General features: G+C 44.2%; 14 protein-coding genes. 8 read left to right on the top strand and 6 right to left on the bottom strand.

The features are described from left to right. Positions 1 to 9: 9 nt before the first annotated feature. Entirely contained in the window at positions 10 to 1,095 is a 1,086-nt protein-coding gene (gene mvaD / locus EO130_RS00860; protein ID WP_127139649.1) for a diphosphomevalonate decarboxylase, read from the bottom strand. Between the two features lie 91 nt (positions 1,096 to 1,186). Between mvaD and EO130_RS00865 the strand changes: the two genes are divergently transcribed. After that, complete coding sequence (locus EO130_RS00865; protein WP_127139650.1) at positions 1,187 to 1,660, top strand: TspO/MBR family protein; 474 nt, start codon at positions 1,187 to 1,189, stop codon at positions 1,658 to 1,660. Here EO130_RS00865 and EO130_RS00870 read toward each other — a convergent pair whose 3' ends face one another. After that, complete coding sequence (locus tag EO130_RS00870; RefSeq protein WP_127139651.1) at positions 1,661 to 2,197, bottom strand: DUF1697 domain-containing protein; 537 nt, start codon at positions 2,195 to 2,197, stop codon at positions 1,661 to 1,663. A 61-nt stretch (positions 2,198 to 2,258) separates the two neighbouring features. On the opposite strand from EO130_RS00870, the gene glpK reads away from it, so the two are divergent. Together glpK and EO130_RS00880 are read left to right on the top strand one after the other, a co-directional pair. Beyond that, complete coding sequence (glpK, locus tag EO130_RS00875; RefSeq protein WP_127139652.1) at positions 2,259 to 3,755, top strand: glycerol kinase GlpK; 1,497 nt, start codon at positions 2,259 to 2,261, stop codon at positions 3,753 to 3,755. A gap of 39 nt (positions 3,756 to 3,794) precedes the next feature. Further along, positions 3,795 to 4,523 (top strand): MIP/aquaporin family protein, encoded by a 729-nt coding sequence (locus EO130_RS00880; protein WP_127139653.1) that lies wholly within the window; start codon positions 3,795 to 3,797, stop codon positions 4,521 to 4,523. Positions 4,524 to 4,525: 2 nt separating this feature from the next. On the opposite strand, the gene EO130_RS00885 is transcribed toward EO130_RS00880, so the two are convergent. The 4 genes from EO130_RS00885 to EO130_RS00900 form a co-directional block, all read right to left on the bottom strand. Beyond that, complete coding sequence (locus EO130_RS00885) at positions 4,526 to 5,794, bottom strand: BaiN/RdsA family NAD(P)/FAD-dependent oxidoreductase (protein WP_127139654.1); 1,269 nt, start codon at positions 5,792 to 5,794, stop codon at positions 4,526 to 4,528. Beyond that, on the bottom strand, positions 5,794 to 6,489 hold the full coding sequence (locus EO130_RS00890) for a glycerophosphodiester phosphodiesterase (RefSeq protein ID WP_127139655.1): 696 nt from the start codon (positions 6,487 to 6,489) through the stop codon (positions 5,794 to 5,796). Before EO130_RS00890 ends, EO130_RS00885 begins: the two co-directional genes overlap by 1 nt. Positions 6,490 to 6,653: 164 nt before the next feature. Next, complete coding sequence (locus tag EO130_RS00895; RefSeq protein WP_127139656.1) at positions 6,654 to 8,522, bottom strand: alpha-amylase family glycosyl hydrolase; 1,869 nt, start codon at positions 8,520 to 8,522, stop codon at positions 6,654 to 6,656. Positions 8,523 to 8,542: 20 nt separating this feature from the next. Next, complete coding sequence (locus EO130_RS00900; RefSeq protein WP_127139657.1) at positions 8,543 to 9,562, bottom strand: LacI family DNA-binding transcriptional regulator; 1,020 nt, start codon at positions 9,560 to 9,562, stop codon at positions 8,543 to 8,545. Between the two features lie 374 nt (positions 9,563 to 9,936). Here EO130_RS00900 and EO130_RS00905 point away from each other — a divergent pair, with 374 nt between their 5' ends. The 5 genes from EO130_RS00905 to EO130_RS00925 all read left to right on the top strand — a co-directional run bounded on the left by EO130_RS00905 (position 9,937) and on the right by EO130_RS00925 (position 24,715). Beyond that, positions 9,937 to 13,020, top strand: coding sequence for a SusC/RagA family TonB-linked outer membrane protein (locus EO130_RS00905; RefSeq protein WP_127139658.1), 3,084 nt, complete (start codon positions 9,937 to 9,939; stop codon positions 13,018 to 13,020). A gap of 12 nt (positions 13,021 to 13,032) precedes the next feature. Further along, entirely contained in the window at positions 13,033 to 14,664 is a 1,632-nt protein-coding gene (locus EO130_RS00910) for a RagB/SusD family nutrient uptake outer membrane protein (protein WP_127139659.1), read from the top strand. Between the two features lie 208 nt (positions 14,665 to 14,872). Then, on the top strand, positions 14,873 to 18,136 hold the full coding sequence (locus tag EO130_RS00915) for a VCBS repeat-containing protein (protein ID WP_241244277.1): 3,264 nt from the start codon (positions 14,873 to 14,875) through the stop codon (positions 18,134 to 18,136). Continuing rightward, positions 18,136 to 21,483 carry a CRTAC1 family protein gene (locus EO130_RS00920; RefSeq protein WP_127139661.1) on the top strand — a complete coding sequence of 1,116 codons (3,348 nt, stop codon included), beginning with the start codon at positions 18,136 to 18,138 and terminating at the stop codon, positions 21,481 to 21,483. Before EO130_RS00915 ends, EO130_RS00920 begins: the two co-directional genes overlap by 1 nt. After that, positions 21,476 to 24,715, top strand: coding sequence for a CRTAC1 family protein (locus EO130_RS00925; RefSeq protein ID WP_127139662.1), 3,240 nt, complete (start codon positions 21,476 to 21,478; stop codon positions 24,713 to 24,715). The genes EO130_RS00920 and EO130_RS00925 overlap by 8 nt, the downstream gene beginning before the upstream one ends. Positions 24,716 to 24,723 lie beyond the last annotated feature (8 nt).

Here is a 24,723-nt window from a genome sequence, read left to right on the forward strand (position 1 = left end):
TGTTCATTTTTAACCGTTTATTTTGACAGCTCCCGCCCCAACGTAGTCATGGATATACTGTCCGTTTTCGCAATGTTGCGCCAATTCATCTTCAATAAAGGCGCAGACCTTGTCCTTTTCAGATGAAGGGTACAGCAGATGCACATTGGCCCCAGCATCAAGCGTGAAGCATACCGGGGTTTTTGTCTCTTCGCGATATTGCCAGATTTTCTGTATGATTTCCAACGTATCCGGTTTCATCAACATAAAGCAGGGCATGCTGGTCATCATCATGGCATGCAAGGTCAGTGCCTCGCTTTCCACCAGTTTGATGAAATCCTCCAAATCTCCATTTTTCAAAATAGGTTTTAGTTGGTCCAGATGGTCAAATGCCTGCTGGAATCGGTTTGCGGCATACGGATGACCGTGCATCAATTGATGTCCTACAGTGCTGCTCACCTGTTTTTGTCCCTTGTGCACCAACAAAATAGTATCGCAATACCCTTTAAAATCGGCATGTACCTCAAAAGGATATTCCAGCCCGTACAAATCCGAACTGTTGGGTATGTTGGCATGTTGCCCCCATTGCACCAAATGACCTTTTATGCTGCGACAAGCACTCCCCGAGCCCAAACGTGCCAAATAGGACGCTTTTTGATAAAACAACGTTTCATCCAAATCAGGGTCTAATTGTTTTTCCACATCCATCAAGCATAGGGATAAAGCCGCCATACCGCTGGCAGAAGAGGCTATGCCGCTACTGTGCGGGAATGAATTGGAGGTTTCTATAGTAAAATGATAGGCTTTCAAAAATGGGACATACCTTTCAACGCGCTCCAAAAAGGTTTGGATTTTGGGTTTAAAGTCATCCTTAGGCCTACCCTCGAACATAAGGTCGAACGAAATGCTATCCGATTTTTCCTTTTTTGCAAAGGAGAGCGAGGTGGTGGTAGCGCAGTTATCCAACGTAAAACTTATGGAAGGATTGGCCGGGATTTGCACTGGTTTTTTTCCCCAATATTTGACCAAGGCGATATTACTGGGTGCTTTCCAGCTTACTCCTCCTTTATCCGGGAATTCTTGGTACGGATTGGGCAAAAAGTCTTTTTCCGTCATGGGAAATATGGGTTTGATGTACAATTTTGTCACAAACTTACTGTAAATCGGATTGAAATAAATTCTTATTTTAGTCGAAGTTGCTCCAACCATGAAAAAAAGAGTCCTTTACATCACCATAAGTGTTTTGGTCTGCCTGGCCATAGGGTTCCTTTCGAGTATTGCCACCCAGAGCTCGGTAAACGATTGGTACCTTACGCTGGACAAACCGTCCTTTACGCCACCCAATTACCTGTTCGCCCCTGTTTGGACCGCATTGTACATTATGATGGGCGTTGCAGCGGGAATCGTTTGGTCCAAGGGGTATCACCATATTTGGGTGAAAACCGCATTGTACCATTTTATTTTTCAGCTTTTATTGAACGCGCTGTGGAGCATTGTATTCTTTGGACTTAAAAATCCGCTCGGGGGAATGATTGTGATTCTTGCCTTGCTCACCATGATCATACTCACCATTAAATGGTTCAGGGTTATCAGCAAACCTGCGGCCTATTTGCTCATTCCCTATGTGCTATGGGTAGCTTTTGCCTCGGCATTGAACTATAAAATCTGGGAACTGAATTAACTAGTTGGATAGCTCCAATAGCTTTCGCATCGTCCTATCATTTCTTGTGGTCGCCTGTACCTTCAATTTTCGTTCAATCAAATTATTGTTGAGTTTGGCTTTGCCATAACCATTTTTGCACAATAGGTAAACACAGGTATCGGTGATATAAAAATCCTCGTGCTCAAAGTTTTGTTGATTAAATTCCTCCACCAATTCCTTTTGTGCGGGGTTTTGGAGCAGCACATAGTAAAGTTTGTTTTCCTCCGATGTTTCCAAAAAGGGATTACCCTTCAAAATTTGTTGAATGTCGTCTTCCCGAACCACTAGGGTGGGCACCTCAAACCCAAAATGATTCAAAATGGTCTTCACGATGACCCCCTCAAGTTTCTTCGCATTCGATTCTTTACTATCAAAAACTAGGTTACCGCTTTGGATATAGGTTTTTACGTTTTGAAGTCCGGCATCTTCCAAAACAGCCCTTAATTCGGCCATCTTCATCTTTTTTTGACCGCTTACGTTGATACCCCTGAGCAATGCTATAAATGTGTCCGCCATGTTAAACCAATGTGATAGCCAAATTTATTTTAGTAAATTGAAACGCACTTAAATTAACAAAATGAATCAATATATCCTGGCTTTGGACCAAGGCACCACTAGTTCCCGTGCCGTAGTCTTCGATAAAAAGGGAACCATCATCTCCGTAGCACAAAAAGAATTCACACAACTATTCCCCAAACCTGGATGGGTAGAACATGACCCAGATGAAATTTGGTCTACCCAAGCTGGAATGGCGGCCGAAGCTGTGAGCAAAAAGGGCATCAAAGCCTCCCAACTGGCTGCCATTGGCATTACCAATCAGCGGGAAACCGTGGTGGTGTGGGACAGAAATACCGGTGAGCCGGTCTACAATGCCATTGTTTGGCAGGACAAGCGCACCGCAGATTATTGCGATGAGCTAAAAAAAGCTGGAAAATCAAAACTCATTCGAGAAAAAACAGGTTTGGTAATCGACTCCTATTTCTCGGGCACCAAGGTCAAATGGATTTTGGACAATGTCTCTGGAGCCAGGGAAAAAGCTGAAGCAGGGGATTTGGTTTTGGGAAACATCGATACCTGGCTGATCTGGAAAATGACCGATGGCGAACTGCATATCACCGATGTTACCAATGCCTGCCGATCCATGCTCTTCAACATCAATACGATGGACTGGGACGTTGAATTGTTGGAACTGTTGACGATTCCCAAAAGCATGCTTCCCGAGGTAAAACAGTCCAGTGAGGTGTACGGGCATACCAGTGGTAGCCTTTTTGCCACCAAAATTCCGATTGCAGGGATTGCAGGTGATCAACAGGCCGCTCTTTTTGGCCAAATGTGTACCCAACAGGGCATGGTAAAAAATACGTACGGCACTGGTTGTTTTATGCTGATGAATATTGGGGAAAAACCTATTGTCTCCGAAAATAATCTTTTGACCACAGTTGCCTGGAAAATCAACGGAAAGACCACCTATGCCCTTGAAGGCAGCATCTTTATTGCAGGGGCCGTGGTACAGTGGCTCAGGGATAGTTTGAACATCATCAAAACCTCATCAGAGGTTGAAAAATTGGCGAGTTCCGTGGATAGCTCCGATGGCGTGATCTTTGTTCCGTCCTTTGCAGGCCTGGGCGCTCCGCATTGGAACCAAAAGGCTCAGGGAACTATTTTTGGACTCACCCGAGGAAGTACCGATGCCCACATTGCAAGGGCCGCCTTGGAGTCCATCGCTTACCAGACCATGGATATCCTTAAGGCCATGGAGGCCGATTCAGGTATTTCGATACAGGAACTCCGTGTGGACGGTGGGGCCACCGTAAACGATATGTTGATGCAGTTTCAGGCCGATGTGTTGAACACCGTTACAGTTCGGCCCAAAATCGTGGAGACCACGGTGATGGGGGCCGCCTATTTGGCTGGGTTGGCTGTCGGGTATTGGGAAAGTCCTGAAGAAATCCAAAATATCTGGCAAACCGATGTACATTTTAATCCCACCAAAGAGCGAGAAGCCATTGATGAAGGCATCAAGGGGTGGTACAGGGCCATAAAAGCACTCGAATATTGGACCGAAAATCCGTAATCTTGTCAAAAACCAAACAAACACTAACATTACGAATATATGACTCCATTTATTTCTGAGATCGTGGGTACTTTTTTATTAATGGTACTTGGATTGGGCGTAAATGCCAACGTTTCCCTACAAAAAACCTATGGTAATGGCTCCGGTTGGATTGTAATCACCACTGGATGGGCCTTTGCGGTGTACACTGGTGTTGTGGTCGCCGGGCCACACAGCGGAGCGCACATCAATCCAGCAGTGAGCGTCGGTCTTGCCGTAGCAGGTGAATTCCCGTGGAATGAAGTGCCAAGCTATGTTTTGGCCCAGTTTATCGGTGCCATGTTCGCTGCCTTTTGTGTATGGCTCGTCAATAAAGATCATTTTGATGCCACGGAGGATGGCGGAACCAAAAGAGGCGTGTTTTGTACCGCTCCTGCGATTCCCAATACGGGCATCAACCTATTTTCGGAAATCTTGGGCACCTTCGTTCTTGTATTTTCCGTACTCTATTTTACGGATGCCGTGATCTCCACGAATAATGAAATCATCGGACTCGGTTCCTTGGGCGCTTTGCCAGTTTCTCTTATTGTTTGGGGCATTGGCCTGTCTTTGGGCGGAACTACGGGTTATGCCATCAACCCGGCACGTGATCTGGGTCCTCGGATGGTACATGCGCTCTTGCCCTTAAAAAACAAAGGTTCCAATGGGTGGGGATACGCTTGGGTTCCCGTAGTCGGTCCTATTTTGGGTGGGGTAATCGCCGCTTGGGTGGCCATGTTGGTGTCGTAATTTTAGTTGGAGAGAATACCTTGTGCCGCGATGTAGGCTCCCGTCCATGCATTTTGAAAGTTGAAACCTCCCGTAATGGCATCTACATTGATGATTTCTCCCGCAAAATAGAGGTTAGGATGCAACTTGCTTTCAAAGGTTTTAAAATTGATTTCTTTTAAATCGACCCCTCCTGCGGTCACGAACTCTTCTTTAAAGATGCTTTTGCCTTCCACCTTGAATGATGATGCGGTCAATTGCTCTGCAAGTGCCTGAAGCTGCTCTTTGTTGATGTCGCCCCAACGTTCCTCTGGTGAAATTTGGGCAGCGGCCACCAAACGTTGCCATAAGCGCTTGGGCAACTCGGTGAGGTTGGTGCGCATCACGGTCTTTTTGGCTTCTACTCCTTTCAATTCTTTTAGATAAGCCTCCATGGATTCGGTGCTGTAATCGGGCAACCAGTTGACCCGTATCCTGAAGGAGTAGTTGTATTCGTTCAAGAGGTTGGCCCCCCATGCCGAAAGTTTCAAAATGGCCGGCCCGCTCATCCCCCAGTGGGTAATCAATAGTGGGCCATCGGCGTACAACAGCGCATCCTCATTGACTATACTTTTCAGGTTCAAGGATTTTCTATCGGTATGGAACGTCTTTTTGGGTAGCACCTCTACTGTAGCGTAGGTACTCAATCCCTGTATGCCTTTGATTCGTTCATCATTGATATTGAACGTAAACAAGGAGGGCACTGGCGGCACTACATGATGTCCCAAATCCTCCAAAATCTTCCAGATTTTGGGATTACTTCCTGTGGCCAACAGCAATTTTTTGGTCGTGTAGTGTTTGTTCATGGTCGTGACCTGCCAACCCTCATTTATCTTAGCTATGGCTTTCACAGAACTGTTTTTGAGGATCTGCACCCCCAAACGTTCAGCCTGACCCACCAAACAATCAATGATGCTTTGGGAAGAATCGCTTTTTGGAAAAACTCGGCCATCTTCCTCGATCTTGAGCGGAACGCCACGTTGCTCGAAAAAGGCCATAACGTCCATTGGGGCATAGGTATGAAAGGGCCCTAGAAGCTCCTTTTCGCCTCTTGGATAGTTGGCCGTAAGTTCTTTTGGGGAAAATTCACCGTGCGTCACATTGCAGCGCCCACCTCCGGATACCTTTACCTTGGAAAGTACGGTCTTGCCCCTTTCAAAAATGGCAATCTGAAGGTTCGGTGCTTGCTCCGCAATTTGGATTGCGGCGTAAAACCCTGCTGCTCCGCCCCCTACTATGATTACATCGAACATCAGTTCACTCTTTCTGGGTAGTTGGTGATAATACCATCTACTCCGAACTCCATCATTTTTTGGATGTCAGCAGGCTCGTTTACTGTCCAGGTATACACTTTGAATCCCTCTGCTTGCATTGCCGCTGTATTCTCTTGGGTCAATTGTTTAAAGTAAGGGTTTATGGCCACCGCGTTCAGTTCCTTGGCCACATTGATGGCTTCCATAGGGTCGTCTTCCGTTAAAACAGCAATCTGAATGTCCTTGTTCTTTTCTCTCATTTTTCTGAGCTCATCCCACTTAAAGCTGGATATCACAAAGTTTTCCGGGCTCCATCCTTCTTTTTCGATATAATAGTTGACGATATGGTTCACCTTATCAGCGGTATCATCGCCCTTGAGTTCGATATTTAAGGCTACTTGATTATTGATCAATCTCAATACTTCCTGAAGCATTGGAATCTTATGTCCGCCATCTAAAATGAGTTGTCTAAGATCGACAATATTGTATTCCTCGATATTGCCCCCGCCATTGGTAAGTCTGTCTACTCTTTCGTCATGGAAAACAACGACTTCCCCACTACTTATTTTAAATACATCGATCTCGATCATATCCACGCCCAAGTCCATGGCCTTTTGTACGGATGCCAACGTATTCTCGGTCTCATGCCCCATGGCACCTCGATGACCTACAACCAATGGTTTGTTCTTTGTCATTTCACAACTGGTTAAAAGTAACATAGCTCCTAGAGCTGCAACAAAGGTTTTCTTCATTTTTTTGGTTCGTTTTGGTTGTTAAAAATACGATTTGCTAGGGAAATATGGCTTGTACTGTGCTTGACAAAATTACCTAAACCTATATTTTTCGTTAAGCTCTAAAGCTAGGGCAACCTAAAAATAAAAGATTCCAAAGGTTGGAGCTGCACTTGAACCTGGCCTTGACCATTGTTTACCTCCAATTTGGGCTTTATTTGCTGATACAGCCTTTCCGTTAAAGGATATGTTCCATCGGTCAACTTCCATTTGGCAATCACGTCTTCCGGCACCTTCAGGTCAAGGGAATAGCTTTTTTCTGCATCAAAATTGGACAGGACAATCAGCTTTTCATTTTCGGTCCATCGCACATAGGATAACACTCGGTGATCATAGCCTTCGGTGCGGTCCTTATTGTAAAAATGGATTTCTTGATACGCTCCCATCAAGGCTTCACTGTTAATGGTAAAGTTTAAGAGTCGCTTATAAAAATCGCGTAGATTTTTTTCTTCTTCGGATAATTGGCCACCATCAAACTTTTTATCATTAACCCAACGTTGATGATGAGGCACTCCAATATAATCGAATATCGAAGTCCGGGATGGTTTCCCAAAACCTGCATCTTCTGCACCGGGCTCTCCCACCTCCTGGCCAAAATAAATCATTGTCGGCGATGTGCTTATGGTGGCGGAAACTACCATGGCCGGTTTGCCCAGTTGGGCATTGCCTACAAATTCTGGGCTGGCGATACGTTGTTCGTCGTGGTTTTCCAAAAAATGGAGCATGTGGTGCTCTATATCAGCCATTCCTTTTTGAACCACTGGAATGTGGTCGGTCCAGCCGTAGCCCTTCATAATGTGTTTGATGCTATCGTACAGTTCCACCTTATCGTAGAGATAATCCATTTTGCCTTTTTGAATGTAATCTCGGTACAACTGGGGATTATAGACTTCGGCCAGAAGAAAGGCATCAGGGTTTTTCATTTTGATATTGGAATTGAGATAGCTCCAAAATTCCACGGGTACCATCTCGGCCATGTCGAATCTGAACCCGTCTACCCCAAAGTCCAACCAATACTCGGTGATGTCCTTGAACTTGTACCATGAATCGGGCAGGTTTTTATCCTTCCAAAATTCGTAATGTTCTTTAAAACCTTTTTGACGGTATTCTTCGGGCAGTTCCTGAAAATCCTTGGTTCCGTCCGGACACACACCATAATTTATCTTTACGGTTTCGTACCAGTCATTGAAGTGTGGCCTGGCCAAACGCGAACCATTTCCGGTCCATTTGGCGGGCACCTCTTCAAATTTAGCATCGGACAGCCGATGTGTATCACCTCCTAACGGTAAGTACCCGTCTTGCCATTCGGGTACTTGAAACGCTTCTCCGGGGATGTAGTAAAAGTTATTGTTCTTATCGTAAGCTTTGGAGGTGTCGTCCGAAGCTCCAAAATCGTCAACTCCTTTGGGATTGGTCAACCCTTCATAGTTTCTGGCGACGTGGTTGGGCACGATATCGATGATCACCTTCATTCCCGCATCATGGGTGCGCTGAACGAGTGCCTTGAACTCCTCCAGTCGGTTGGAAGCGTCGAGGGCCAGGTCGGGATTTACATTGTAATAATCCTTTACGGCATAAGGAGAGCCCGCCCTTCCTTTCACCACATCCGGGTCGTCGTTGGAAATACCGTAAGCGGTGTAATCCCGGATGACGGCATGGTGTGGCACACCAGTGTACCACATATGGGTAACGCCCAAGTCTTTTATTTCAGCCAAGGCTTCGCCAGTAAAGTCGGCAAACTTGCCTACTCCATTTTCTTCAATGGTACCCCAAGGTTTATTATTGGTATTGGTATTGCCGAATAGGCGCGTAAATACTTGATAGACTACTTCTTTCTTCTTCATGGGTGGAATGGTAGGCTCTTGCCTGGCTTCTTGTTTACACGAAAATACCACGGTAAGTGTTATCAAAAAAACAAAGATTGGTTTTGCGTTCATGCCTTCAAGGAATATAGGGCTTAGTGTGCAATGGAATCCCGAATTACGAGAGTGGGTTCCAGTATTCTTGTTTGATAGGTTTCTTCTTCCGCTTCGCTTTCTACTTTATCGATCAACATTTGGGCGGAAACTTCACCCATTTTTTCGCCGTGTTGTGCCACTACCGTAAGGCTCGGATTGGCATACTTGGACAATACGCCATCTGTAAAGCCGATAAAGGCGATATCTTCCGGAATACGCAATCCTTTTTGTTGTACCAAGCGCATACTGTACACGGCAAATATTTCGTTCACGCACAGTACGGCATCTGGATTTTTTGTGTTCAAGAAGTTTTTGATGGCCTCTTCGTCCATTTCCATGGACGGCATTTTAAGAATCATGGATTCGTCCGCCTCCAACTCACTGTCTTGAAGCGCTTTCCAATACCCCTTGGTCCTTGCTTTGCTTACGCTTAAGTAATCGTCGGTAGTAATCAATGCAATTCGCTTTTTGCCTTGCGATATAAACTTGTTGGTTGCTTGATAGGCCCCGAGTTCATCATCAATTATGACCTTATCGCACTCCACTTCGTGGGTAATCCTATCGAACAGTACCACAGGAATACCTTGTTCGGTAACTTCCTTTAGGTGGTTATAATCGCCTTTTTCTTGGGTTTGGGAAGAGAGGGACATGATGAATCCATCAATACTTCCATTGGCCAACATCTCCATATTGATCACTTCCTTGTCAAAAGATTCCTCGGACAAACAAACGATTACGTTGTAGCCCCGTGCATTGGCATACTTTTCAATTCCACGAATTACCGTGGTAAAGAAATGATGGACAATATCAGGAATAACCACGCCGATATTTTTGGTACGCTTGTTTTTAAGGCTTATGGCAATGTTGTTGGGCTTGTAATTGTAGAGCTTGGCAAAGGCTTGTACTTTTTCCTTGGTGTCCCTACTGATTTCCTCGCTATTCTTAAGTGCTTTGGAAACGGTGGAAATGGATACCTCGAGTTCTCTGGCTATATCTTTTAGGGTAATCTTTGCTTTCAATGACCAAATGTTTAAACCTTGCTTGACAATCTTTAAGGGAAAATTACTCAATTCCGATCCAAGATCGGGCAGAAATCCCACTTTTTTAACAAAATGGAAAATATTGAATCAACAACCAGTCTTTTATTTAAAAATTCATGCCAAACAATAAAATTGTTATATTAGTGGAAAATTGTTGATTTCGTAATTCCTGTCGCTTTAAATGGAAATGCAGCAATCAGGCTAAATCAAATTTGTGAATTCCAAACTTCATAAAGTTATGAACACGAAACCGTTTTCGTTGCCTTTTGCGATATGCTTAAATTTAGATTAACCTTTTTTTTATATATGTTTAACACTTGAATTAAAATTAACTAAACTTAAATTAATTATTTATGAAGATTACGCTACTACGAAGCTTTTTGATGCTCGGGGCATTTTTATGCTTTGGGTTGGTAAAAGCTCAAACCGTATCAGGTACCGTTTCGGATGCAAACGGGCCGTTGCCAGGGGCAAGCGTATTGGTAAAAGGGACTACCAATGGTACGCAGACCGATTTTGATGGTAACTACACCCTTAATGATGTTGGAGACGATGCCACTATAGTTTTTAGCTACATTGGTTTCCAAACTCAGGAGATTGCCGTAAACGGTCGATCAACTATCAATGTAACCTTGACTGAAGATGCGCAAGCTTTGGACGAAGTGGTGATCATTGGTTATGGACAAACTACGGTTAAGGATGCGACAGGTGCTGTTGCTGCCGTAACCTCTGAAGAATTTAATGGAGGTGTGATCGCTTCCCCAGAACAGTTGATTCAAGGTAAAACCGCGGGTGTTCAGATAACACAAGCCAGTGGTGAGCCTGGAGCTGGGGTGAATCTTAGGATTCGTGGTTCCAACTCCATTCGTTCTAACAACAACCCACTTTTTGTAGTAGATGGTATCCCTCTTTCTGGGGAGTCAACAACTCCTTCTGGTGGTGACGTAATCAACGGTAGTAATGCTACCAGAAACCCATTGAACTTTATCAACCCGAACGATATCGAGAGCATGTCTATTTTGAAGGATGCTTCCGCTACGGCCATCTACGGTTCTCGTGGTGCGAACGGTGTTGTAATCATTACCACTAAAAGTGGTAGAGCTGGTTCAGGTGGCGTTTGGGAATTCAACTCCAACTTGAGTATTTCAACACCTGCCAATGAATATGATTTGTTTAACAGGGATGAGTTCTTGTCTGCCACTGCTACTGAAAGAAGTCAGGAAATTGCTGATGCTGCCGACTTCGGCTTCAATACAAATTGGCAAGATATCATTACTCGTACTGTTGCTTCCCAAAACCAGAACCTTTCTTATTCAAGAAATTATGGTAGTGGTAACGTAAGAGCTACTTTCTCTTATAGTAAGCAATTTGGTGTGATTGAAAAATCAGCACAAGAGCGTATCACAGGAAGAATCAATGCAAGTCAGCGTTTCTTGGACGACAAGTTGCGTTTGACCCTTCAAGCTTCGCTTTCCCGTGTGAACGATGATGCACCCCCTATTAGTGGTGGTTCTGGAGCTAGTGGTAACTTGATTGGTGCTGCTTACTCTGCCAACCCAACATGGCCTTCAAATCCAGGTTTTTTCTTGGAAGGGAACCAGCTGAACCCAGCCAACTACTTGGCTAACTGGCAGTCTGTTACCAACACAAACCGTGCTTTGATCAATGTTTCTGCAGAATACGATATTTTGGAGGAGTTGACTGCTAAGGTGAGTGTAGGTTATGATGATTCTGATGCGGATGCCATTACTTCAATTTCGGCCAACGCAAACAACTTTAACCGTGTTACTGGAAACGGTCAAACTGCGTTCAACAACTTGAACGCTACCAGCCAACTTTTAGAAGCCACCCTTAACTACAAAAAGGATTTCGATAATTCTTCCTTGGATATAATCGTAGGCTATTCCTTCCAGGATTTCCGAAGAAGAGGATTCAATTCTCAAGGATGGCAAGCACCTACCCAAGACTTGAATGCGATGGGTGAGCTTTTGATCGACGATGTGAACAGCATCCGTAACAGCATTACTGGACCATACCAGCAAGCTGGTTTTGCTCCTAACGGTACTTTCGTAAACAGTATTAATCCTTTTGAGGATACCGCAACTTTGGATATTACCTCTGGTAACTATACCTCTGTTTGGATCGATACTTTCGACAACACCGACGAACTGCAATCTTACTTCGCCAGAGCGAACTATAGTTTGATGAATAAGTTCTTGTTTACCGCCACTGTAAGAGCGGACGGTTCTTCAAGATTTGGTGGTAATAACCAATACGGTTATTTCCCTTCTGGAGCATTTGCCTGGAAGTTGAACGAAGAAGACTTTATCGGAGATACTTTCTCTACCTTGAAATTGAGATTGGGTGCTGGTATCACCGGTAACCAAGAAGGTTTGGGTTATGCCAACTTCTTAAGAAGGGTGCGATTTGGAGGTCCTGGTATCACCGACAGTGGAGATATCATTAGACCAGGTGCACAGACCGTAGCCGTACAGAATCCAGATTTGAAATGGGAATCCACTTTGGATTTGAACCTTGGTTTGGACTTCGGTATAAATATGGATAGATTCAGTGGATCCATCGATTTGTACCGCAGAGAAACAAGAGACCTTTTGTTCAGACAAGGTGCTGCAGCCCCTGCTGCTGACCCATTCGTGTTTAAAAACCTAGAGGACGGTACCGTAATCAACCAAGGTATTGAACTCGGCTTGAACTACGACTTTGTACAAACAGAGGATGTATCATTCTCAACTTCCTTCAACGTATCTTACAATAAGAACACTGTGGAAGGTTTGAATGGTATTACCGCCAACTTTGGTGCATTGAACGGACCTGGTCTTACCGATGCATTCGCACAACGTTTGGGAGAAGGTAGATCTTTGTTCTCTTTCTACATGGCCGAGTATTCTGAAGACAGCAGCGGAAATCCAAACTTCAACCCTGATCAAAAAGATTTCGTGGGAGAAGATGGTCTTCCTGATGTAAACGCTGGTCTATCCCTTAACCTTAGGGTTAAAAACTGGGATGCCTCAGCTTTCTTCACAGGTCAGTTTGGATTCTCTGTGTACAACAACACTGCCAACGCCTTCTTGAACAGACCAACCTTTGAAACTACAAGAAACGTTGACCCAAGAGGTTTGAACGTTAATGTGAGCCAAGAGGTTTCTACACTGTATTTGGAAAAAGGTGACTTTGTAAGATTACAGAACGCCAACATCGGATACAACGTGCCATTGAGCGGAGAAGGAGCCCTAAAAAGCCTTAGATTGTCACTAACCGGACAAAACTTGTTTTTGATTACCGATTATAGCGGATTGGATCCAGAAGTATCCTCAAACACAGGAGACTTCGGTACTGGTATCCCCAGTGCAAGTATAGATTACACTGCGTTCCCACGACCAAGAACAGTAACTTTGGGAATCAACGCTAAATTTTAAAAAAAAAGAGCAATGAGAAATATTTTAAAACAAACGAACAGATATTTGGCCCTTCCCTTGCTGGCAGGTGTCATGCTGACTTCCTGTACCGACTTGGAAGTAGAGCCAACTGATTCTTTACTGGCCGAGGGCTTCACAGGTATTGAAACTGCTGAAGCTGCATCCAGCCAGGTCACTGCTATGTACAACGATTTGTACGGCTATTTTGGCACACAGGCCAACCTGTATGCATTGAACGAAGTAACCACAGACGCCCTTTTGGTACCTACCAGAGGTTCTGACTGGGGGGACAATGGGATTTGGAGACAATTGCACCAACATTCCTGGACTCCAGAGCATCAGTATATTCTAGGTGTTTGGAACGAATGGAACGGTCTGCAATTGCAAGCCAGTGAAGTATTGGACTCTAGATCTGCCTCCTCTACGGAAGCCGTTGGACATGCAGCCTTCATAAGAGGTTTGTCCATGTTCATTATCTTGGACAACTTTGGACAAGTACCTTACAGGGATACGGAATCTGCCAACCCCTTGGGTGATCCAGATGTTTTGACCGGTGATGACGCTGTATCCTTTATTTTGAGTGATTTGGATACTGCCATTTCCAATCTGCCAACATCATCTGCAGGTGACGATAACTCTAGAGCAACCAAGGCTGCCGCTAGATACTTAAAAGCAAAAGTGCTTTTGAACAGACATATCTACAATGGCTCAGGAAATCCTGATTCGGCAGATATGACTGAAATCATCTCTTTGGTAGATGGTATTGAAGGTGATGGCTATGAGTTGGCCGATAATTACTTTGACATTTTTGTGCCAGGTGGTGATACCGAAACAATTTTCTATGTTCAGGCTTCCGCTGGTGCCAGAATTTTCAACACTTTGCACTACAACTCTACTGAGCTAGGTGGTGGTGGTTGGAACGGCTTCAGTACTTTGGCCGAGTTTTACGACTTGTTCGAAGGAGACGCCAATAACAACAGAGGACTTAATGACGGTACTTTACAAGATGGTCAAGAAACCCGTAGAGGATTTGTTCCTCCGAACGGTATTGCCTTTGATGGTTCCTATGGTACAGACGAAAACAGCGATGGTATTGTTGACGGTTCCAACGTTGGATTCGGATTCTTAATCGGACAACAATATGGACCAAACGGTGCCGCACTAGAAGACAGAAATGGTATCCCATTGAGCTTTACCAGAGATTTCGTCAGTGCTGTAGACGGACAACCAAGCCTTGTGGACAACAACGAAATCACCGGTATCCGTGTCATTAAGTACAACCCAAGAGATGGAGCTTTCGCCAACCATATCATTTTCTTTAGGTATTCAGATGCGTATTTGATGAAGGCCGAAGCCATGATGAGAAGCGGCGGAGATCCAACCGCGATGATTAACGAATTGAGAACCCTTAGGGGAGCTACTCCACTTGGAACTGTGACCGAGCAAGATCTTTTGGATGAAAGAGCTCGTGAACTGTACACCGAGGGTTGGAGAAGGAACGACATGATTCGTTTTGGACAGTACACCAAAGATTGGGACTTCAAAGAAGCTGACGCTGTGGGCAACCCAGACCGTCAATTGTTCCCAATTCCATCCGCTCAGCTTATTCTTAACCCTAACTTGGTTCAGAACCCAGGATACTAGTAATTTATAGTTTAAGATGTTTAATATAGGAAGAGACCACCGATCGGTGGTCTCTTCTTTTTGAATTAAACGGCATTAGTCAATTATTAATCATTTCTTAGAAGAACATTAGTCTTCTTGGTGTTTACCGTAAAAAAGGAATTATCTATATTATCCCCTGCTATTGAAAAAAGAAATGAAAGGACAATTCTGGATAATTTTTGGTTTCTTGTCTACCCTGCTAAACTGTACTACACAAGAGCAACAAACCCTTTTTGTGCTCCAGGATTCCAAGCATACAGGCATCACATTCCATAATGGTCTCAACCAGACCCCTGAACTCAACATTCTCAACTACCTATATTTTTACAATGGAGCCGGAGTTGCAGCAGGCGACTTTAATAACGACGGCCTACAAGACTTGTATTTCACCTCCAATCAAGGCGAGGATAAATTTTACCTTAATCAGGGTGGATTTAAATTCAAGGATGTTACGAAATCCTCACACCTTATTAATGATTCGGGATGGACAACAGGGGTCACCCATGCCGATGTAAACAATGATGGCCTTTTGGACATTTACGTTTGTAAAGTTGGTGACCACGGTATCATACGTGGGCAAAATTTACTTTATATCAATCAGGGAGTCGACGCACAGGGCATCCCTACATTTAAAGAAGAAGCCAAAAAATATGGCCTTGATTTTATAGGCTATTCTACCCAAGCAGCCTTTTTTGATTACGATTTGGATGGAGATTTGGATATGTATCTACTCAACCACTCCGTAAACCCCAATCGCTCATACGGAAAAGGAACCAAAAGAAAAATCGTCGATTCTATGTCCGGCGATATCTTGTTTGAAAATCAAAATGGGTTGTTTGTAGATGTATCCCGAAAAGCAGGCATTTTCCAAGGAACCATAGGATATGGGCTCGGACTTGCCATAAGCGACGTTAATAACGACGGCTATCCTGACATTTATATTGGGAACGATTTTTTTGAAAACGACTATCTCTACATCAACCAGAAAGATGGGACCTTTAAGGAAACCATCTCCGAAAACGACCAGAAGCTAGGTCACACGACACATTTTTCCATGGGAAACGATATTGCCGACATCAATAACGATGGCCTTCCCGACATTCTTTCCTTGGATATGCTACCCGAAGACCTGGAAACCTATAAAACATCGGGATTGGAATATCCGTACCCGGTGTACCAACAGTTCCTAAAAAATGGATTTGCTCCACAATACATGCAAAACACGCTCCACCTGAATTTGGACGGTGAGAATTTTGGGGAAATTGCCAATCTAAGCGGTATCGACGCTACAGAATGGTCATGGGGTGCACTTTTTGCAGATTACGATAACGATGGGTTCAAAGACCTTTTTATTTCCAATGGGATTCAGGGTGTGACCAATAACATGGATTACATCAACTATATTTCCAATGAAGAAATCCAACGAAATATTGAAACGGGCCTATCCGATGAAGATATGGAGCTCATTGACCGATTGCCGAAAAAGAAAGTGCAGAACTACTTTTACAGGAATAACGGCGGAGCCCATTTTACCAATGAAACCAAAACATGGGGACCTCAGATAGATTCCTATAGCAACGGATGCGTATATGCCGATTTGGACAATGACGGCGACCTTGACATTGTTGTGAACAATGTAAATCAAGAAGCCTTTGTTATGGAAAACACCCTTGGTGAAGGTAATTACATCAAATTAGCCTTTAAAGGAAGTGAAAAAAATACCCTCGGTATTGGCACAAAGGTTATACTGTTCCGTCAACAAGGGAAATCTGTACAAGAAAACATTCCTACACGTGGCTTCATGTCCGCCAAGGACAATACCCTACTCTTCGGGGTAGGCAGGGATTCCATTATCGATTCCCTACATGTGGTTTGGCCGACAGGGAAATTTGAAACACTGAAAAATATCAAAGCGAATCAACTTATAACGGTTGATTATTCCGATGCCAGTGGAAATTATTTTGGTAATACCCCCAATAAAAACATTCCCTATTATAATCCCTCTTCCCGCAACCTCAATTTTGTACATAAGGAATATCCCAGCTTGGACTTTGATCGGAATCCATTGATTCCCTTTGCATATTCCAACGAAGGTCCGTCGGTAGGCGTTGCCGACTTAAATGGCGATGGTCTCGATGACATTTTCATCTGTGGTGGTAAAAAACAGGCATCCAAACTCTATCTTCAGGATGCTCAGGGCAACTATCACGACCATCAACCGGAACTATTTGAAGAAGATGCGATTAACGAAGATATTGACCAAATCTTTGTGGACGTGGACAACGACATGGACCTAGACCTTATCGTTGTGAGCGGAGGTAACGAATTTACGGCAGGCGAACCCTTACGGCCGCGACTGTACCGAAACACGGGTGGGAAATTGGAGAAGGTTAAGAATATCTTCCGTCAAATTGAAATCAACGTCTCTAAGGTTGATGCGATAGATGTGGACAATGATGGAGACATGGACCTATTGATTTCCTCCAATGCGGTATCAACAAAATTTGGAGAGAAAAGTCAACAATATCTTCTTGAAAACGATGGCAATGGAACTTTCCGGAACATTACACCTTCCTTTGCCCCTTCGTTACAACAATTCGGGAATATAAAAGACTTTGTCTGGGAAGACCTAGACGGCAACGGCTATAAAGACCTCATTGTCGCTGGACATTGGAATCCCATCTCTATCTTTCTGAACGATGGAAAACAACTGTCCCTCCAAAAGAACAATGGTCTCGACAATACCCATGGTTGGTGGAATACTATGGAACTAGCGGATCTGGATAATGATGGTGATTTGGACTTGCTGGCCGGCAATTGGGGACTAAACACCAAATTTAATGCTTCAGTTGAAAAACCAATCACCCTGTACATCAACGATTTTGATGATAACGGCTCTATTGAAACCGTTGTGACCCATTTCCACGGAAATCGTGAAACCGCCTTCGCCTCAAAGGATGAACTGGCGAAACAAATGCCCTTTTTGAACAAAAAATTTCTCTTTTACGAAGACTTTGCCAAAGCATCCTTGGAAGAACTATTTGGAAAAGACAAGTTGGAAGAAGCTACCCAGAGAAAAGTCTATCTCCTTAGCACCTCCTATTTTGAAAATGATGGCAACAACAACTTCTCTCCCAAGGAATTGCCCCATCTTGTACAATCTTCCTCGGTAAACGATATACACTTGGTAAAAAACGATCAAGGAATGATTAATGAAATATTAATGGTAGGCAATAATTTTGAGATAAGCACTCAACTTGGTAGATTGGATGCTTCACACGGATTTTTGTTACAGAATGACGACAGTGGCAACATTAGCTGGGAACGGAGTCTGGGCATTTCCGGTGCAGCCAGAAAAATAGCGAACATAAACAACAATGGGAACGAAGAATTCATCATTACGATGAACAATGCTGCTCCCATTTTTTTGGTTAAAAAACAGAACGATTGATGAAACTGAAATATATAATTCTATCCCTTGTACTAGTTGGTCTATCCGCATGTAACAACAAAAAAGAAGACCAAACCGCAGCAGAAGAACAAAAAGAGACCCTTTTTACCCTGCTCTCACCTGAAGAAAGCGGTGTCACCTTCATCAACAAAGTGGAGAACAGAAAGGATTTCAACATCTTCAAATACCGAAACTTTTACAATGGAGGTGGCGTGGCGATTGGCGACGTGAACAACGACGGACTCCAGGACATTTACCTCACCGGGAACATGGAACCCAACAGACTATATCTCAACAAAGGAAACATGAAGTTCGAGGATATTTCTGAACAGGCTGGGGTTCTTGGCAACAAACCTTGGTCCACTGGGGTGGTCATGGTGGACATCAACCATGACGGCCTTCTGGACATTTATGTCTGTAATGCAGGGAATATGGAAGGTAACAACCATGACAACGACCTGTACATCAATAATGGTGATTTGACCTTTACCGAAAAAGCAGCAGAGTACAATTTGGCCAAAACCGGTTTTACCACACATGCCTCCTTTTTTGATTATGACAAGGATGGGGATCTGGACGCTTATATCCTCAACAACAGCAACATCCCCGTTAGCAGCCTAGGTTATGCGGAGCAACGTGAGGTAAGGGCTCAAGACTGGGAAGGAGTACCTGATATTTTTAAAGGCGTGGGCGATATGTTGCTGCGCAACGACAACGGTAAATTTGTGGACGTAAGCGAAGAAGCCGGTATTTATGGAAGTCTTATCGGTTTTGGACTTGGTGTTTTGGTGACTGATTTCAACGGAGACCTTTACCCCGACATTTATGTGTCCAACGATTTTTATGAAAGAGATTACCTCTACATTAACCAAAAAGATGGGACCTTTAATGAGGAAATCAACGACTGGACCTCACATTTGAGCCTATCTGCCATGGGAATCGATGTGGCCGACATCAACAATGATGGGCATAATGACATTTTTATTACCGACATGCTTCCCGAAAAAGAGCATCGGGTAAAATCGGTCATGGAATTTGAGGGGTACAACGTCTTTAACCTGAAACAGAACAAGGATTTTGGACAACAATACATTCAAAATACCCTGCAGCTCAACAATGGTAACGGTACTTTTTCTGAAGTAGCCTATTACAGTGGCATACACGCCACCGATTGGAGCTGGGCCGGGCTTATGTTCGATATGGACAACGATGGCCTTAAGGACATTTTTATCACCAATGGTATCAACCACGACCTGACAGATTTGGATTTTGTGGATTTCTTCGCCAACGAGATTGTGCAAAAAATGGCACTGACCGGAAAAAAGGAATCCATAGATTCCATTATCAACAAAATGCCCATTAAGCCACAGCCCAACTATGCGTACAAGAACAATGGCGACATTTCCTTTACCAACGCGAACAAGGAATGGGGCTTCGAACTCCCCTCCCGCTCCAATGGAGCCGCCTATGGTGATTTGGATAACGATGGAGACCTTGACTTGGTCATCAACAACGTGAACACTCCCGCCTACATTTATAAAAACAATACAGAGTCCCAATTGAACAATAACTACATACAGCTCAAGTTCAAAGGCCCCCAAGGCAACCCTTTTGGCGTGGGCACCTTGGCCAAACTTTACTTCGATGGAAACATTGTCAACCAAGAATTGATTCCCTCCAGAGGGTTTCAATCGTCCATCCAATACGATATGACCATTGGACTGGGAAAAAACACTCAATTGGACTCCATTCGTATTGTATGGCCCGATGAACGAACGCAAAAATTTCAGAATGTACAAGCCAATCAAGTCTTAACCGTGAAACATGCCAATGCAACGGAAACCTATGTTCTTCCAAAAAAGGAGGAAAAAAAATCCTATCTAAGGGAAATGGATACCAATTTTGCGGCTGTTCATCAGGAAGATAGCTATAACGATTTTGACTACGAAGGGCTGATTTCTCACAAACTGTCGCAAGAAGGACCTTCTCTTGCCGTGGCTGATGTTGATGGTGACGGCAACGAAGACTTTTTTATCGGAGGCGCCAAAGGTCAACCTGGCACCCTGTATTTGCATAAAGGCAATGGAAGGACAACTGCAAATAACAGTGCTTCCTTTGAAACCGACAAGGAATATGAGGACGTGGCCGCAGCATTTTTTGATGCAGATGGCGATGGAGATCTCGATTTGGTCGTTGGCTCAGGAGGCAACAATGTGGGCATGGAGCGCAGTTACATTTCTAGACTCTACATTAATGACGGCAAAGGAAATTTTTCAAAATCAAAGATTGAACTACCATCAACCTATAAAAATATCGCGACCATAGCACCACATGACTATGACGACGATGGCGACGTTGACCTATTTATAGGTTCGAGAAGCGTAGTAGGCGTGTACGGCGTTTCTCCCGACCATCTTTTATTGGAAAATATGGGTGATGGTACCTTTACCGATGTTACCGAACGTTTGGGGTATGATTTAAAGGATGCCGGAATGGTAACCGATTCCCAATGGAAGGATATGGATGGGGACGGTAAAAAAGACCTGATTGTCACCGCGGAATGGGATACGCCCAAAATTTATAAAAACACAGGTAGAAGGCTGACCAAAATGGACAGCTCCCTGGACAGCCTGTACGGATGGTGGAACACTGTAGAGACTGCAGATTTGGACGGTGATGGCGATCAAGACCTGATTTTGGGCAACCAAGGCCTCAACCTGCATTACAAACCAACAGCGTACGCCCCAATGAAGTTGTACATCAACGATTATGACAACAATGGGACCATAGAGCAGATCATGACCCTGCAGGAAAATGGAGGAGACTATCCCATCCACCAAAAAAGGGAGCTCACCGAACAATTACCTAACCTTAAAAAGCAAAACCTAAAAGCATCCGACTACGCACATCGGACCATTCACCAACTATTCCCGGAAGAAGTAATGGCCAAATCCATAGTGAAAAAGGCCGAAACCTCAGCCTCGGTGATTGCCATCAACGAAGGCAACGGGAAGTTTACCATTCAGAACCTGCCTGCTCGGGTACAGTTGTCCTGTGTTTGTGACATCACCTGTACCGATGTCAACAAAGACGGAAATCTAGATTTGATCATGGCCGGAAACAACTACGAATTTAAACCACAATTCTCCCGATTGGATGCCAGCCAAGGCAATCTCCTGTTGGGGGATGGTCAACTTGGGTTTACATGGCAAGATTATGAAACCAGTGGGTTCAAAATTAGGGATGAAGTAAAATACCTTAAGCAATTCAAGGATAAAAACGGGAAAACTTACGTTATTGCGGCCGTAAACAATAACAAACCAAAGATTTTTGCAATCAATGAATAGGTTTCTCATTATAGCGTTGATTACCCTCGGTATGGTATCCTGCAAAAAGGAAGGGAGTCTTTTTGAAAATCCCGAACCCCAAAAAACAGGAATCGGCTTTACCAATACCCTTACCCCTACCGATGACTTGAGCATACTGGACTACCTCTACTTCTACAACGGAGGAGGGGTGTCCATTGGCGACATCAACAATGATGGACTGCCGGACATCTTCTTCAGTGGAAACCAAGTCAAGAATAAATTGTACCTCAACAAAGGTAACCTGCAATTCGAAGACATCTCAACCTCGGCTGGAATAGAGGGCAACAGCAGTTGGAACACCGGCACCACCATGGCCGATATTAACGGGGATGGGCTGTTGGATATCTATGTTTGTGCCGTAGTGGGCATTAACGGTTTCAACGGCTTCAACGAGCTGTACATCAATAATGGGGACAATACCTTTACCGAAAGTGCGGCAAAATACGGGTTGGATTTCGACTCGTACAGTTCCAACGCCTCTTTTTTTGATTATGACCTCGACGGAGATTTGGACCTGTACCTCCTCAACCATGCCGTACACACCCAAAACTCCTTTGGCCGTTTTGATTTGCGATACGAACGTCGATACGAAACCGGGGACAAGCTGCTCCGCAACGACAATGGAAAGTTTACCGATGTGAGCGAAGAAGCAGGCATCTACGGCGGAATCAATGGGTACGGACTTGGATTGGCCATTGCCGATTTCAATCAAGACGGCTACCCCGATATCTATGTGGGCAACGACTTCCACGAGGATGACTATTATTACCTCAACAACGGTGACGGCACCTTTACTGAAAGCCTCAAAAAGTATTTTGGACACACCTCCCGATTCTCCATGGGGAACGACGTGGCCGATATCAACAACGATGGGCGACCTGATTTTCTTTCCTTGGATATGCTTCCTGAAGACGAGGTGGCTTTAAAATCATCCGAAGGGGATGACAATATCCAAACCCAAAAAATGCGTATTGACCGTTTTGGATACCATTATCAGTTTACTCGCAATATGCTTTTTGTGAACCAACCCGATGGCAACTTTATGGAAACCGCCCTTATGAGCGGAATTGCTGCTACGGATTGGAGCTGGAGCGCCCTGTTCGGTGATTACGATTTGGACGGCCAACAAGACGTTTTTATTTCGAACGGGATTCCAAAAAGACCGAACGACCTTGATTTTATCAAATTTGTATCCACGGAACAAATCAAACAGAAAATCGACAATACTAAACTGGTTGACCAAAAAGCGCTGGAGCTGATGCCTTCTGGCAATGTAAGCAACTATGTCTTCAAAGGAAATAAAGACTTACAATTTCAGGACATGTCCGAAACATGGGTGACCAAGGATACCTTGATTTCCGGTGCAACGGCCATGGGCGATTTGGATGGTGACGGTGATTTGGACTTGGTAACCAACAATATCGACCATCCCGCATCGCTCTATATCAACAAAACCAATGGGAAAGGCAATTACCTAAAGGTAAAGTTCGACTATACCAAGGACAATAGATTTGGCATAGGCACCAAGGTCTATGCTTACAACAAGGACGGACTTCAGTTTAAAGAATTGTTCACCACCCGTGGTTTTCAAGCTTCATCCGAACCTATGGTTCATTTTGGATATGCATCGGACCAACCCTTGGATTCCCTAAAAATTATTTGGCCCGATAAAACCTATCAAGTGCTGACCAACGTCAACTTGAACCAAACACTGACCATAAAGCCATCCAATACCCAACCGTTTGATTATGGTAGCCTTAGGGCAAAGAAGCAACCGATGTTCACTCCGGTGGACAATAAGTTGGGCTTGGACTTCACGCATGTCGAGGACAATTACACCGATTTTAACCGTGAAAAGTTGATTCCCTATCAGATTTCCGATAGAGGACCCGCCCTAGCCATTGGGGATTTGAATGGGGATGGAAAAGAAGATGTGTTTTTTGGGGGTTCCAAATACATCGCTTCCCAAATCTTTGTGCAACAGGATTCCATTTTTGTACCCCAACGATTTGATGGCCTTCAAAAAGACTCTATCAAAGAGATAGTTTCCGCGAGCATTGCGAACTTTGACAACGATGGTAAGAATGATATCATCACCAGTTCTGGCGGGGGTGACTTTTATGGCACTTCGGAGGCTCTTTTAGATGCTTTTTACGTACAAAAAGACACTGTTTTTGAAGCAGTTGCACTGCCGGAAATCTATCAAAACTCCTCCGTTGTCAAGCCTTTTGACTTTGATGGGGACGGTGATTTGGATGTATTTATTGGCGGACATACACTGACCGGTAAATTTGGGACCTTGGCCACCTCCGTTTTGCTCGAGAACAAAGGGGGCGCGTTTGAAGTCAGAAAAGATTTTGAACCGCACGCACAAGGCATGGTCACCGATGCCATCTGGAGTGATTTTGATGGGGATTCCAACACCGACCTTATATTGGTCGGGGAATGGATGGCGCCTAGATTTTTAAAATATGGGAACGGAACGTTCACCGAAGTATCACAATTGGATTTGACAGGACTTTGGCAGACCATTGAAGCCTTTGATATGGATGGTGATGGGGATATGGACTACCTTTTGGGCAACTGGGGCACCAACTCGAAGTTCAAGGCATCCAAAGAACACCCAATGAGGCTTTATTTCAACGATTTTGATGAAAATGGTCAGACGGAGACCATCACAGCCATGGAGAAAAACGGTAACTACTATGCGTTGGAAACCTTGGACGGCCTAGCCTCACAATTGGTCTACCTTAAAAAGAAATATACCACCTACAAATCCTTCGCCGGGCAGACCATCGAAGAAATTTTTGGTGAAGACGTTTTGGATGCATCCACACAATTGGAGGTAAATACCCTGCAATCCGGCTATGCCAGAAACGACGACGGTAATTTTACCTTTGTGCCGTTCCAGAATGAACTTCAGGTATCCCCGATCATGTCCATTGCAGTAGATGATTTCGACGGAGATGGCACCAAGGAGGCTCTTTTGGGAGGTAATTATTTCGGGGTAAAACCGTATCACGGCAGATTGGATTCATTTCCAGGCGCCCTTATCAAAAATGAGGATGATGTGGTTCTGGGGAACCTGCTTGGATTGGATTTCACCAAAAAGTCGGTTCGTCATCTACAAACTTTTACAGTAAACAATCAAAAATACGTGTTGGCCGTCTTCAATGATGAGGCAGCACAAGTCTATAAAATCAATAAGTAAACTGATAG

Source organism: Flagellimonas marinaquae, assembly GCF_003992675.1.
Classification (GTDB): domain Bacteria; phylum Bacteroidota; class Bacteroidia; order Flavobacteriales; family Flavobacteriaceae; genus Flagellimonas; species Flagellimonas marinaquae.

Excerpts from the sequence above, each read along its gene's own strand:
- EO130_RS00925 (WP_127139662.1), top strand. The coding sequence starts at position 21,476 with ATGAATAGGTTTCTCATTATAGCGTTGATTACCCTCGGTATGGTATCC.
- mvaD (WP_127139649.1), bottom strand. The coding sequence starts at position 1,095 with ATGACGGAAAAAGACTTTTTGCCCAATCCGTACCAAGAATTCCCGGAT.
- EO130_RS00880 (WP_127139653.1), top strand. The coding sequence starts at position 3,795 with ATGACTCCATTTATTTCTGAGATCGTGGGTACTTTTTTATTAATGGTA.
- EO130_RS00910 (WP_127139659.1), top strand. The coding sequence starts at position 13,033 with ATGAGAAATATTTTAAAACAAACGAACAGATATTTGGCCCTTCCCTTG.
- EO130_RS00865 (WP_127139650.1), top strand. The coding sequence starts at position 1,187 with ATGAAAAAAAGAGTCCTTTACATCACCATAAGTGTTTTGGTCTGCCTG.
- EO130_RS00895 (WP_127139656.1), bottom strand. The coding sequence starts at position 8,522 with ATGAACGCAAAACCAATCTTTGTTTTTTTGATAACACTTACCGTGGTA.
- EO130_RS00885 (WP_127139654.1), bottom strand. The coding sequence starts at position 5,794 with ATGTTCGATGTAATCATAGTAGGGGGCGGAGCAGCAGGGTTTTACGCC.
- EO130_RS00920 (WP_127139661.1), top strand. The coding sequence starts at position 18,136 with ATGAAACTGAAATATATAATTCTATCCCTTGTACTAGTTGGTCTATCC.
- EO130_RS00905 (WP_127139658.1), top strand. The coding sequence starts at position 9,937 with ATGAAGATTACGCTACTACGAAGCTTTTTGATGCTCGGGGCATTTTTA.
- EO130_RS00890 (WP_127139655.1), bottom strand. The coding sequence starts at position 6,489 with ATGACAAAGAACAAACCATTGGTTGTAGGTCATCGAGGTGCCATGGGG.
- EO130_RS00870 (WP_127139651.1), bottom strand. The coding sequence starts at position 2,197 with ATGGCGGACACATTTATAGCATTGCTCAGGGGTATCAACGTAAGCGGT.
- glpK (WP_127139652.1), top strand. The coding sequence starts at position 2,259 with ATGAATCAATATATCCTGGCTTTGGACCAAGGCACCACTAGTTCCCGT.